This window comes from Salimicrobium album (assembly GCF_900107115.1).
Lineage (GTDB): Bacteria > Bacillota > Bacilli > Bacillales > Halobacillaceae > Salimicrobium > Salimicrobium album.
The window spans coordinates 118,265-129,778 of the sequence record NZ_FNOS01000006.1; the positions used below are offsets into that span (position 1 = coordinate 118,265).

12 protein-coding genes, 12 tRNA genes, 1 rRNA gene and 1 pseudogene are annotated in these 11,514 nt (G+C 48.7%); all 26 read left to right on the top strand.

Going from position 1 to position 11,514, the window contains the following annotated elements:
- Positions 1–59: 59 nt before the first annotated feature.
- Positions 60–1,226: an alanine racemase gene (alr, locus tag BLU03_RS11850; protein WP_093107983.1), complete on the top strand. Its 1,167-nt coding sequence runs from the start codon at positions 60–62 to the stop codon at positions 1,224–1,226.
- Positions 1,227–1,334: 108 nt separating this feature from the next.
- On the top strand, positions 1,335–1,598 hold the full coding sequence (locus BLU03_RS11855; RefSeq protein WP_040609582.1) for a CopG family ribbon-helix-helix protein: 264 nt from the start codon (positions 1,335–1,337) through the stop codon (positions 1,596–1,598).
- Positions 1,599–1,603: 5 nt separating this feature from the next.
- Entirely contained in the window at positions 1,604–1,954 is a 351-nt protein-coding gene (locus BLU03_RS11860; RefSeq protein ID WP_008591062.1) for a type II toxin-antitoxin system PemK/MazF family toxin, read from the top strand.
- A gap of 186 nt (positions 1,955–2,140) precedes the next feature.
- Entirely contained in the window at positions 2,141–3,055 is a 915-nt protein-coding gene (locus BLU03_RS11865) for an RsbT co-antagonist protein RsbRA (protein ID WP_093107985.1), read from the top strand.
- Positions 3,052–3,408, top strand: coding sequence for an STAS domain-containing protein (locus BLU03_RS11870; protein WP_008591068.1), 357 nt, complete (start codon positions 3,052–3,054; stop codon positions 3,406–3,408). Before BLU03_RS11865 ends, BLU03_RS11870 begins: the two co-directional genes overlap by 4 nt.
- Positions 3,409–3,411: 3 nt before the next feature.
- Entirely contained in the window at positions 3,412–3,813 is a 402-nt protein-coding gene (locus BLU03_RS11875) for an anti-sigma regulatory factor (RefSeq protein WP_076571828.1), read from the top strand.
- A gap of 16 nt (positions 3,814–3,829) precedes the next feature.
- Complete coding sequence (locus BLU03_RS11880; protein ID WP_093107987.1) at positions 3,830–4,840, top strand: PP2C family protein-serine/threonine phosphatase; 1,011 nt, start codon at positions 3,830–3,832, stop codon at positions 4,838–4,840.
- A 66-nt stretch (positions 4,841–4,906) separates the two neighbouring features.
- On the top strand, positions 4,907–5,239 hold the full coding sequence (locus tag BLU03_RS11885; RefSeq protein ID WP_076571824.1) for an STAS domain-containing protein: 333 nt from the start codon (positions 4,907–4,909) through the stop codon (positions 5,237–5,239).
- Positions 5,239–5,718, top strand: coding sequence for an anti-sigma B factor RsbW (gene rsbW, locus BLU03_RS11890; RefSeq protein WP_008591078.1), 480 nt, complete (start codon positions 5,239–5,241; stop codon positions 5,716–5,718). Before BLU03_RS11885 ends, rsbW begins: the two co-directional genes overlap by 1 nt.
- Positions 5,690–6,472 (top strand): RNA polymerase sigma factor SigB, encoded by a 783-nt coding sequence (sigB, locus tag BLU03_RS11895; protein WP_008591080.1) that lies wholly within the window; start codon positions 5,690–5,692, stop codon positions 6,470–6,472. Before rsbW ends, sigB begins: the two co-directional genes overlap by 29 nt.
- The gene (locus tag BLU03_RS11900) at positions 6,472–7,062 is read left to right on the top strand and encodes a SpoIIE family protein phosphatase (RefSeq protein WP_093107989.1); all 591 of its coding nucleotides are present in this window, start codon (positions 6,472–6,474) and stop codon (positions 7,060–7,062) included. The genes sigB and BLU03_RS11900 overlap by 1 nt, the downstream gene beginning before the upstream one ends.
- Before the next feature lie 121 nt (positions 7,063–7,183).
- Positions 7,184–9,332 (top strand): annotated as a pseudogene (locus BLU03_RS11905) (Tex family protein).
- Positions 9,333–9,410: 78 nt separating this feature from the next.
- On the top strand, positions 9,411–9,866 hold the full coding sequence (locus BLU03_RS11910; RefSeq protein WP_093107991.1) for a SprT family protein: 456 nt from the start codon (positions 9,411–9,413) through the stop codon (positions 9,864–9,866).
- 140 nt (positions 9,867–10,006) lie between these two features.
- Positions 10,007–10,081: transfer RNA gene (locus BLU03_RS11915), tRNA-Asn, on the top strand.
- A gap of 5 nt (positions 10,082–10,086) precedes the next feature.
- Positions 10,087–10,178, top strand: a tRNA-Ser gene (locus tag BLU03_RS11920).
- Positions 10,179–10,184: 6 nt separating this feature from the next.
- Positions 10,185–10,256 (top strand) — tRNA-Glu (locus tag BLU03_RS11925).
- A 7-nt stretch (positions 10,257–10,263) separates the two neighbouring features.
- Positions 10,264–10,340, top strand: a tRNA-Asp gene (locus BLU03_RS11930).
- A gap of 13 nt (positions 10,341–10,353) precedes the next feature.
- Positions 10,354–10,428 (top strand) — tRNA-Gln (locus BLU03_RS11935).
- A 97-nt stretch (positions 10,429–10,525) separates the two neighbouring features.
- Positions 10,526–10,598 (top strand) — tRNA-Lys (locus BLU03_RS11940).
- Positions 10,599–10,605: 7 nt separating this feature from the next.
- A tRNA-Leu gene (locus BLU03_RS11945) sits at positions 10,606–10,690 on the top strand.
- A gap of 16 nt (positions 10,691–10,706) precedes the next feature.
- Positions 10,707–10,791: transfer RNA gene (locus BLU03_RS11950), tRNA-Leu, on the top strand.
- Positions 10,792–10,806: 15 nt separating this feature from the next.
- A tRNA-Arg gene (locus BLU03_RS11955) sits at positions 10,807–10,880 on the top strand.
- A gap of 14 nt (positions 10,881–10,894) precedes the next feature.
- Positions 10,895–10,971, top strand: a tRNA-Pro gene (locus BLU03_RS11960).
- 22 nt (positions 10,972–10,993) lie between these two features.
- Positions 10,994–11,067, top strand: a tRNA-Gly gene (locus BLU03_RS11965).
- An 11-nt stretch (positions 11,068–11,078) separates the two neighbouring features.
- Positions 11,079–11,155, top strand: a tRNA-Ile gene (locus BLU03_RS11970).
- Between the two features lie 84 nt (positions 11,156–11,239).
- Positions 11,240–11,514: ribosomal RNA gene (locus BLU03_RS11975) — 16S ribosomal RNA — on the top strand; the annotation flags it as partial.

The following is an 11,514-nucleotide window of genomic DNA, read 5'->3' on the forward strand; positions in this document are numbered from 1 at the left end:
GTGAGACGGTAAAGGCGCATAAACGACGAAAGAAACCAATAAAGTGGGAGATGGAAGAGATGGAAGAGAAGTTTTACCGGGATTCTTTCGCGGAAGTCGATTTGGATGCCATACATTATAACGTCCGGCAAATGAGAGGGCGTCTACCTGAAAAGACGGGTGTTTATGCAGTTGTGAAAGCGAACGGATATGGGCACGGGGACATCCAGGTCGCCCGGACCGCTATCGAAGCGGGGGCTGAACGTCTTGCCGTGGCACTGCTGGATGAAGCGTTCCGGTTAAGAAAAGTCGGCATAACCGTGCCGATCCTGGTCATGGGGTATACGCGCCCGGAAGATGCTTTGCTTGCTGCCAGGGAGAACATCACCGTGACCGTGTACCAGAAAGAGTGGATTGAACGGGTCAAAGACACGGGAGAGACTCCTTTGCACGTCCATCTTAAACTCGATACGGGCATGGGAAGGATCGGAGTCCGGTCGGAGACGGAGATGGAGAGTGTGCTTTCCGCCCTTCGCAGTACAGAAAACGTGCAGCTTACCGGCGTATTCACTCATTTTGCCACCGCGGATGAAGGAGATCTGTCTCATTACAGGGAACAGAATGAACGCCTTGCCCGTCTTCTTGAATATTTCGGTGAGTCCTGGAGCGGGGAAGTGGACGTACATACGGGGAACAGTGCAGCCGGCATGAGATTTCCTGGACATATGTTTCAATATGTGAGGTTCGGAATCGGCATGTATGGTCTTTACCCCTCCGGAGAGGTGAAAGAGGAGAGGCCGATAGATCTGCAACCTGCCTTCTCCCTTCACAGTACACTCATCCACGTTAAAAAACTCGAGGAAGGGGAACCAATCAGTTACGGCGCCACCTACCGGACTGACCAGGGTGAGTGGATCGGAACGGTCCCCTTTGGGTATGCGGACGGCTGGATCCGCAAACTGCAGGGGATGGAAGTGCTCGTGAACGGAAAGAGATGCGAAATCGTGGGACGTATCTGTATGGATCAGTTCATGGTGCGTCTGGATGAATATTATCCGACGGGAACGGAAGTGGTCCTCATCGGCAGGCAGGAAGATGAGGAAATAGAGATGGACGAGGTCGCCGATTATGTGGACACGATCAATTACGAAATTCCGTGCCTCATCACCGGTCGCGTTCCGAGGATTTTCAAAAGAAATAATGAGGTGATTTCCACGTCTCACAGACTCCAGCATCCTCTCGTCTGATCTTCAAATAGCTCTTTGCATTCACCCCTCTGCAATGGTACTATTATAATTAGCAGATGACTGGATTTTTTAGAGAGAATCGTGGAGGTGTATCGTTTGTCAGAGAGCATGGAGGAAATTGTTCTTAGAGTTCCGGAGACCCTTCTGAACGAAGTGGACAGTTACACAATAGAAGAAGAGTGCGATCGAAATGATTTTCTTTGTCAGGCAATAAGGATGTATTTGCGTGAGAAAAAAGAACGGCAGATTCGGGAATCTATGTGTCAGGGGTATATGGAAATGGCTAAAATCAATCTAACTATCGCTTCAGAAGCTTTCCAGGCTGAAGAGGAGGCGGAGCACACCCTCGAGCAATTAGTGAGCGGGGTGTGAATCCTTTGATGGTCAAACGAGGAGACGTTTATTTCGCTGATTTGTCACCGGTAGTAGGTTCTGAACAAGGGGGAGTTCGCCCCGTGCTTGTCCTGCAGAACGACATCGGGAACCGTTTCAGCCCCACTGTAATCGTAGCGGCGATTACAGCGCAAATACAAAAAGCTAAACTGCCTACTCACGTAGAGATCAATGCAGAAAAGTATCAATTTGAACGGAATTCTGTTATATTACTGGAACAAATCAGAACGATCGATAAACAGCGTTTGACAGACAAGATTACACATCTGGATGAATCGATGATGCTTCGTGTGAACAAAGCCTTACAGATCAGTTTGGGGCTTATCGATTTTTAGGAGACTGCTTGCTGGCAGTCTCCTTGTTTATTAAGGAAATTTTTAACACAATATTCAAAATAATACATTTCGGGCATCAATAATACTTAATGTATTCCGTTTAGTACACCTGACAAAGTATTTTTGTTAAAATAAAGGCAGTAATAAATTCAAACGAAGCTTTCCATAGCGTGGAGGTAATGATAGATGGAGAAGATTTTAAAAGACGTAGTATTGGATAACAGTGATGAAATAGTACGGATGTGGATTGAACAGGTAAAGAAGAATCAGGGCGGTGCCTTTTACCAGTCGCTTTCCGATGAAGCACTCGAAAATACGAACCGGGAGTTTGCGAACGCGATTTTCGAAGGCATCCAAAAAGGAAAGATAGCTAAAACACCGCTCGATGAGTTTGCGGAGAAACTGATTAACCTCGGCTGGCCGCTTACGTATCTAACAGACGGGATGCAGGTCTTCCGCAGGAGCGTTGTTAAGTTCATTATCCACAAATGGGAGGATCTTGATTTCTCGGAAGCCGACAACTACTTCGAGCTGGGCGACGACTACTTCCCATGGGTGCTTGAGAAAGTGGATGAATGGGTGGACCCGCTGGTGAATGAACTGGTGTCCGAATACTCGGGCAGCTGGGAGAACATCGTCTCCCTTCAACGGATGGCTCTCCAGGAACTCTCTGCTCCGCTTATCCCGGTAATGGACAACATTACGATCATGCCTCTGATCGGTACTATAGATACCGAGAGGGCGAAAATGGTTATGGAAAGCCTGCTTGACGGAGTGATTAAACACAACGCCGAAGTCGTACTGATTGATATTACGGGTGTGCCGGTGGTCGACACGATGGTGGCTCACCATATCATTCAGGCGGCAGAAGCAGTGCGTTTGATCGGCTCCCGCTGTATTCTTGTCGGAATCCGTCCGGAGATTGCCCAGACGATCGTTAACCTGGGCATCGACTTAGGGAAATTCCCGACGAAGAGTTCCTTGAGGAAAGGCTTCCAGACGGCGCTTGAGCTTACAAACAGGGAAATAGTCGAAGATACGAACCGTGAAGAAGAAATAGAAAATCTTATAGAGTCCCTGGATAGGAGTGAAGAAGAATGAGAATTCCAATTCTGAAACTGCACAATTACCTGCTGATATCCATACAGACAGAACTCGATGACAAAACGGCTATCCAGTTCCAGGAAGACCTGCTTGAAAAGATTCATTCAAGTGGAGCCACGGGGGTAGTCATTGATCTGACTTCTGTCGATATCGTCGACTCCTTCATCGCCAAAGTGCTCGGCGATGTCGTAACGATGTCCGACCTCATGGGGGCAAAAGTCGTACTCACCGGTATACAACCAGCTGTCGCAGTGACCCTGATCGATCTTGGCATTCATCTGCAAGACGTACCGACTGCGCTGGATCTTGAACAAGGGTTGATAAAGTTGCGTCAAGAATTGGAGGAGTAAGGTATGAGCGATCAGTCCTGTGTATATATAAAAAAGGAATGGGATATCGTGGCGGCAAGACAGATGGGCCGGGATATCGCTACACAAGTAGGTTTCAAAACGGTGGATCAGGCCAGAATCGCAACAGCCATCTCAGAGCTTGCCCGTAACATATACCTGTATGCCGGCGCCGGTAAGATTTGTTTTGAAGCTATTGAAACCGTTCAAAAGAAAGGGATAACTATAAAAGCTACCGATGAAGGGCCCGGAATCAGTGATCTGGCCCAGGTGATGGAAGATGGGTACTCCACCTCCGGAGGTCTTGGTGCAGGTCTGCCCGGGGTGAAGAGGCTGATGGATGAATTCGATATCATTTCGAAGTCCGGCGAAGGAACCACAATCGAGTCTACGAAATGGCTCCGATAACAAGGGAGGGTGAACAATGAACACGTTAAAGCTGGACCTCGAGAACTACCGGGATCTGCTCGATGAGTACATCCGTACGAAAGATGAGCGTGCTCTTTATCAGGCGGAGCAGTTCAGTAAGCAGTCGATGCAGCAGAACATTTCTCCGGAAGAGATAATAAACGTGCATCTGCGTTCGTTGCAGGAACTATACCCTGAACTGCCTGATTATATTCTTGATTCCTTCGATTTTTTAATGGAAACGATGATGTCCTATGGTCTGGCTTATCAGGAATTTCAGGCTCTGCGTGAAAAACAGCTGGAGCTCAAGTCTGAAATAGCCGTCGCTGCCAATATGCAGAAAACCTTATTATCTACTGTGAAACCCGAAATGGAAGGGGTGGACATCGGAGCGTTAAGTGTCCCCGCCAGACAGATGAACGGAGATTACCACCATTTCGTTGTGGATGATGAAGGTTCGCTGGGTGTTGCAGTAGCCGACGTAATAGGAAAAGGGGTACCTGCGGCTTTATGCATGTCCATGATCAAATACGCGATGGACAGCTTTCCGGAGTTGCGTATGGATCCGAAGTATATACTCGGCAGCCTGAACAGGGTCGTTGAAAGAAACGTGGATTCCAATATGTTCATTACGATGATGTACTGTATGTATAACACGGAATCCAGCACCCTCACGTACGCCTCCGCAGGGCACGAACCGGGTTTTTATTACCATAAAGAAAAAGACGAATTCGAGGAGATCTCCGCTCCCGGACTTGTGCTGGGTGTATCGGCTGATGCCATGTATGAACAATACGAAAGAAAGATGGACAAAGGCGATATGCTTGTGTTGTTGACGGACGGGGTCACGGAATGCCGCAAGGGGGATGACTTCATTGAACAGGAAGAAATCCTTGAAGTCATCCGTGAGTATAAACACCTTTCGTCTCAGGAAATTGTAGAAAGTGTTTATAAATATTTCGAGCGGCTGCAGGATTTTCAACTGCGGGACGATTTCACACTGATTGTCCTGAAAAGGGATGTTTAGCCGGTCGTGAGTGTGGGAATGAAGATGATTAGTTACTTTGAGGAAATACAGGGAGGAGTGTCTTAAGTGAATTTGAGCATAGATGTTACAAAGCCCGAAGAGAAGCATTCGGTTATGACTCTGGACGGGGAAGTGGACGCCTTTACGGCTCCGAAACTGAAACAGGAGCTGCTTCCGCTGACGGAAACGGAAGGTGCCCTGGTAGAGGTGGATCTTGGTGCGGTCAACTATATGGATTCTACCGGCCTCGGCATTTTCATCAGCGCCCTTAAGTCCACGAAAGAACACGGGTCCGATATGAAACTGGTTCATATGCACGAACGGGTTTATCGGCTGTTCAAGATAACCGGTCTTACGGAAATAATGGATATCAACACATCAGTCAGAGGTGGAATGTAATGGTTAATGCTTTTGATTTCATTGAAGTGAAAGTTCCTGCAAAACCGGAATACATCGGAGTAGTCCGTCTTAGTATCTCCGGTATTGCAAGCCGCATGGGATTCAATTACGAAGATATCGAAGATCTGAAAGTCGCAGTATCAGAAGCGATCACAAACGGTGTGGAACATGCGTATAAAAGTGATGAAGATGGTGAGTTGACTATAGGTTGCGGGGTTTATGAAGATCGTCTGGAAATCATGGTGGCCGACCATGGAGGAAGCTTTAATCTGGAAGCCGTCAAAGAAGAAATAGGACCATACCAGCAGGAAGATAACGTGGAAGAACTCCGCGAAGGCGGATTCGGTCTGTTTCTTATTGATGCCTTGATGGATAAAGTGGAAATCAAGAGTGAGCATGGAGTGATCGTACTTATGACGAAGTATCTCCATGAAAACGAGGTGGGCCGTGATGGCGACCAAGTCTCAACATCACAATGATGAAGTATACGAGTGGATAGCGTATCTTCAGGAACACCCGCGTGATGAGGAAATACAGGAGAAAATCGTACTCACCTATAATGATCTTGTGGAATCTATCGCACGGAAGTACAGCAAAAACAGTACTATCCACGAAGACCTTGTACAGGTAGGAATGCTCGGACTGCTGGCCGCTATCAGAAGATATGACCCGTCGTTCGGGAAATCGTTTGAATCGTTCGCCATTCCCACGATCATCGGAGAGATAAAACGTTTTATCCGGGATAAGACGTGGAGTGTACATGTACCGAGACGTATTAAGGAGCTCGGGCCGAAGATCAAAAAAGCATCGGAAGAACTGACGAGTGATCTGCAGCGTTCCCCTTCCGTACTGGAAATTTCCGAATATCTCGAAGTTTCCGAGGAAGATGTGCTGGAAACGATGGAGATGGGCAAAAGCTACAAAGCTCTATCTGTCGATCGTAAAATAGAAGCGGATTCTGACGGAAGTACGGTGACAATCCTTGATCTCATCGGTGATCAGGAAGATGGATATGAAAATATCGATCAGCGCATGCTGTTGGAGAAAGTACTCCCTATTCTCAGTGAAAGGGAGCAGGAGATTCTTCAGTGCACGTATTTCAAGAATATGAGCCAGAAGGATACCGGAGAACAGCTCGGCATTTCACAGATGCACGTTTCCCGTCTGCAGCGCCGCGCCCTGCGTAAACTGAGAGAAGCTCTTCAGTCCGAATCATCCGAGGCGTTCCGCTGATGTCGGATACAGCTTTGAATGTGGCAACGTATCAAAAACCGAAGCAGGGGAATTACTACTGTGGAGACAGTTTCATCTATAATGAAACGGAAAATAATTTTATTTGTGCACTGGCAGACGGGCTGGGCAGCGGAGAACTGGCCAAAGATGCTTCCAAAGCTGTTATGCAGGTGATAGAAGAGAATCCGGACGATACGATCCGATCACTCATCGAGAAATGTAACCGTGTTCTTGACGGAAAAAGAGGCGTAGTGCTCGGCATCCTTCGTATTGATAAGAAAGAAGGAACGTATGCCTATTCTTCCATCGGGAATATAGGTATTGTCGTTGTCGACGGCTCCGGCAAAAAAAGCAGGAATATCCCGCTCCCCGGTTTTCTCGCCGGCTACCCCAGAGAGTTGAGGGTGAAACGCGGAGATCTCGAGAAGGGAATGCGGTTCCTTGTATTTTCGGATGGCGTGGATGAGAGGAAATTATCCAAGCTCTTTTACCAGGCTCGCACCGTGCAGGATCTTATCGAGCAGTACGATATCGAGTTCGGGGAATCGCGTTCGGACGACACGACCCTCATCGCAATGGAATATAGCTGAGTTCCTCATTTCCGAAGGCGGGAATGGGGAATTTTGTATTTCACGTAACGTCGTGATTCCCGGTTTCTGCCGGTAGATTTCTGTTAAAATGAAAAGAAGAACGTTTAGGGAGGAAGAATGAGTGGCAGAACAGACATTGATTCAGAAGGTAGCAGGACAGACATCCATCAAAGAATCTTCCGTCAAGGAAGTGCTGGCTTTACTCGAGGAAGACTTCACGGTACCGTTTATCGCCCGGTACCGGAAAGACATGACGGGCGGTCTGGATGAAGTCCAGATCAAAGATATTGAAGACAACTATACTTATGAACAGAACGTACGTAAAAGAAGAGAAGAAGTAACGCGCCTGATCGATGAGCAGGGCAAGCTGACGCCGGAACTTGAGAAGGAACTTCAGGAAGCTTCGAAACTGCAGCGGATCGAAGACCTTTACCGTCCATATAAGCAAAAGCGCAGAACGAGAGCAACAGTAGCGAAAGAAAAAGGGCTGGAGCCGCTCGCTGAACTGGTATGGAACAAATCTGATTTATCCATCGAAGAAGAGGCCCGGAAGTATTATTCCGAAGAGAACGATTTACATACGCTTGAAGAGGTACAGCAGGGAATACAGGATATCGTGGCAGAGTGGGTGGCGGATGAGCCGGAATACCGTGATCATATACGGAATAAAACGTATGACGGCTCTCTTACTTCCGAAGCTAAAAAGAAAGAGAAGGATGAAAAAGGGATTTACGAAATGTATTACGAATTCCAGGAGTCCCTTAAAGCGGTAGCCTCCCACCGCGTGCTCGCCCTGAACCGTGGAGAGAAGGAAGATGTACTGAAAGTGGCGGTGCTGCCGCCGGAGGAGAGAATACTCGACTATCTCCACCGGAAAACAGGAAGCGCCGGGGAGAAGACGGGCATTCTTCACGCAGCTGTCGAGGACGGGTACAAGCGGCTGATCAAACCTTCCGTGGAGAGGGAAATACGGAATGAACTGACGGAAAAAGCGGAAGAACAGGCGATTGACGTGTTTTCGAAAAATTTGAGGAGTCTTTTGCTGCAGCCTCCTCTCCAGGGAAAAACAGTTCTCGGCATCGATCCGGCTTACAGAACCGGGTGTAAACTGGCCGTCGTGGATGAGACCGGTAAAGTTCTTGATATTGCAGTCATTTTTCCGACTCCTCCCCGTAAGGATTATCAGGGGGCGGAGAAGAAAGTACAGGAATTGATGAAAAAGCACGATATTGAACTTTTCGCCATCGGTAACGGAACAGCTTCCCGGGAAACGGAACAGTTTTTCGCAGGACTGATTCAGAAACATAGCTGGGACGCTCCTTACATGATTGTGAATGAAGCCGGGGCCAGTGTGTATTCGGCATCGAAACTTGCCCGCGAAGAATTTCCGGATTTTCAGGTGGAAGAAAGAAGTGCCGTCTCGATTGCCAGACGGGTGCAGGACCCGCTCGCCGAACTGGTGAAGATCGACCCGAAATCGATCGGGGTCGGACAATATCAGCATGACGTCAGCCAGAAGCGACTGAACGAATCGCTCACTTTCGTCGTGGAAACGGCAGTGAACCAGGTAGGAGTGAATGCCAACACCGCCTCTTCCTCTCTCTTGCAGTACGTATCCGGACTGAATAAAACAGTCGCCGGAAATATTGTAAAAAAACGCGAAGAGCTCGGGAAATTCGCTACCAGGAAAGACTTGAAAAACGTACCGAGGCTGGGAGCGAAAACGTATGAACAAAGTATCGGATTTTTAAGACTGCCGGAAGGGGAGGATCCTCTGGACCGGACGCCGATCCACCCGGAAAGTTATCCGGCGGTCCGTAAGCTGTTGGCAGAGCTTGACCTGAAAAAAAGAAGACGCCGGGTCTGACGTACTCGCCGGGAAGCTCGCGGATATAGATCTGAAACATACGGCGGAGCAGCTTGATGTCGGAGAGTGGACCCTTTCAGATATAATTGAATCGTTGAAGAAACCGTCGCGGGACCTTCGGGACGATCTTCAGAAGCCTCTGCTGAAAACGGACGTGTTGACGATGGAGGATCTGGAAGCCGGTATGGAACTTGAAGGAACGGTGCGGAACGTCGTGGACTTCGGAGCTTTCGTCGACGTCGGCGTGAAACAGGACGGACTCGTCCATATATCCAAACTGGCGCAACGTTTCGTCCAGCACCCGATGGACGTAGTTTCGGTCGGAGACGTAGTGACGGTCTGGGTCGAGGAAGTCGATCTGAAAAAACAGCGCGTAGCTCTGACTATGGTGAAAAAATCCTGAGTTTGGGGTGCGGCTAAGTACGGGCAGGCCTTCCGCGGGAGGTCTGCCATCATTTGTGAAAAGAGGAGGGATGGATGTATGGAGGATGAGCAGCTGCTGGAGTGGACGAAAGAAATATCGCGGAGAGACTTTGCGCGCGAGTTCCGTGATGACATAAGATTCAATCCCCGTCTCCGTACTACAGGCGGAAGATATATCCCGAAGGAAAGACGTATTGAAATCAATCGTTTGTACCTGGAAGAATGCGGTCCGGAAGAACTGGAGGGGATCATAAAACACGAGTTGTGTCATTATCACCTCCATATAGAAGGAAAAGGATATCATCACCGGGATGCAGACTTCCGTCGTTTAATGGAAGAAACGGGTTCACCAAGACATTGCACTCCGCTCCCTTCCTCGAAAAAACAGGACTTCCACCATTACAGATGTCGGAGATGCGGTGTTACGTACAGACGGAAGCGCCGGGTGAATACGAATAAATACAGATGTGGCAGATGCAAAGGTATTTTAGAAAAGGTGGATGATGGATATTGACGAATTTGAAGCCGCGTGTTAAGTTAGTATAGCCGTTGAAAGCGGAACGGTGAAAAAACATATTTTCATGCAAATATGATTGACATAACCTTTCATATCATGTAAGATGTTTTACGTCGCTGGTTATTGCGACATCATATTCCACCGTAGCTCAGTGGTAGAGCAATCGGCTGTTAACCGATTTGTCGTAGGTTCGAATCCTACCGGTGGAGCCATATACGGAGAAGTACTCAAGTTGGCTGAAGAGGCGCCCCTGCTAAGGGTGTAGGTCGCGTAAGCGGCGCGAGGGTTCGAATCCCTCCTTCTCCGCCATTATATGGCCCGTTGGTCAAGTGGTTAAGACACCGCCCTTTCACGGCGGTAACACGGGTTCGAATCCCGTACGGGTCATTAGTCCGGTCCGGTAGTTCAGTTGGTTAGAATGCCTGCCTGTCACGCAGGAGGTCGCGGGTTCGAGTCCCGTCCGGACCGCCACTATTTAAATGATTGGGCTATAGCCAAGCGGTAAGGCAACGGTTTTTGGTACCGTCATGCGCTGGTTCGAATCCAGCTAGCCCAGCCATTTTTCTTTTTTGATTTTTCTCTTGACTTTCAAGTATGGAAATTATAAAATAGTTTTTGCGCTTGAAAAACGGATATAATTGAAAGTTTTTAACAGGGAGCCATTAGCTCAGCTGGTAGAGCATCTGACTTTTAATCAGAGGGTCGGAGGTTCGAGCCCTCCATGGCTCACTTCCCTGCGGGTGTGGCGGAATTGGCAGACGCGCTAGATTTAGGATCTAGTGTCTTACGACGTGGGGGTTCAAGTCCCTCCACCCGCACCATTTCATTTCTTTATATGCGGTCGTGGCGGAATCGGCAGACGCGCTAGGTTGAGGGCCTAGTGGGAGTTAATCCCGTGGAGGTTCAAGTCCTCTCGACCGCATTCATCAGTATATAGGCGCCCGTAGCTCAATTGGATAGAGCGTCTGACTACGGATCAGAAGGTTAGGGGTTCAAGTCCTCTCGGGCGCACTGTTTTCTTCTTACGGGAAGTAGCTCAGCTTGGTAGAGCACTTGGTTTGGGACCAAGGGGTCGCAGGTTCGAATCCTGTCTTCCCGACCATCGTTACTTCCAATAACTTAATGCGGGTGTAGTTTAGTGGTAAAACCTCAGCCTTCCAAGCTGATGACGGGGGTTCGATTCCCCTCACCCGCTCCATTTTAACTAATGGGCCTGTAGCTCAGTTGGTCAGAGCGCACGCCTGATAAGCGTGAGGTCGGTGGTTCAAGTCCACTCAGGCCCACCATGAATTAGATCTTTGAAAACTGAACAATGTTTTATGCCATGCGTCAATTTTTTGAACGAATTATGATTGAGCTAATCAATCTCTTTTATGGAGAGTTTGATCCTGGCTCAGGACGAACGCTGGCGGCGTGCCTAATACATGCAAGTCGAGCGCGGGAAGCGAGCAGAAGCCCTTCGGGGTGGACGCTCGTGGAACGAGCGGCGGACGGGTGAGTAACACGTGGGCAACCTGCCTGTAAGACCGGAATAACCCCGGGAAACCGGGGCTAATGCCGGATAACCCAACGGTTCTCCTGAACCGATGGTAAAAGGATGGCTTCTTGCTATCGCTTACAGATGGGCCCGCGGCGCATTAGCTGG

What these genes read in the sequence shown, in the direction of transcription:
- alr (WP_093107983.1), top strand. Translation starts at nt 60, where the DNA reads ATGGAAGAGAAGTTTTACCGGGATTCTTTCGCGGAAGTCGATTTGGAT.
- BLU03_RS11855 (WP_040609582.1), top strand. Translation starts at nt 1,335, where the DNA reads ATGGAGGAAATTGTTCTTAGAGTTCCGGAGACCCTTCTGAACGAAGTG.
- BLU03_RS11865 (WP_093107985.1), top strand. Translation starts at nt 2,141, where the DNA reads ATGGAGAAGATTTTAAAAGACGTAGTATTGGATAACAGTGATGAAATA.
- BLU03_RS11870 (WP_008591068.1), top strand. Translation starts at nt 3,052, where the DNA reads ATGAGAATTCCAATTCTGAAACTGCACAATTACCTGCTGATATCCATA.
- BLU03_RS11875 (WP_076571828.1), top strand. Translation starts at nt 3,412, where the DNA reads ATGAGCGATCAGTCCTGTGTATATATAAAAAAGGAATGGGATATCGTG.
- BLU03_RS11880 (WP_093107987.1), top strand. Translation starts at nt 3,830, where the DNA reads ATGAACACGTTAAAGCTGGACCTCGAGAACTACCGGGATCTGCTCGAT.
- rsbW (WP_008591078.1), top strand. Translation starts at nt 5,239, where the DNA reads ATGGTTAATGCTTTTGATTTCATTGAAGTGAAAGTTCCTGCAAAACCG.
- sigB (WP_008591080.1), top strand. Translation starts at nt 5,690, where the DNA reads ATGGCGACCAAGTCTCAACATCACAATGATGAAGTATACGAGTGGATA.
- BLU03_RS11900 (WP_093107989.1), top strand. Translation starts at nt 6,472, where the DNA reads ATGTCGGATACAGCTTTGAATGTGGCAACGTATCAAAAACCGAAGCAG.
- BLU03_RS11910 (WP_093107991.1), top strand. Translation starts at nt 9,411, where the DNA reads ATGGAGGATGAGCAGCTGCTGGAGTGGACGAAAGAAATATCGCGGAGA.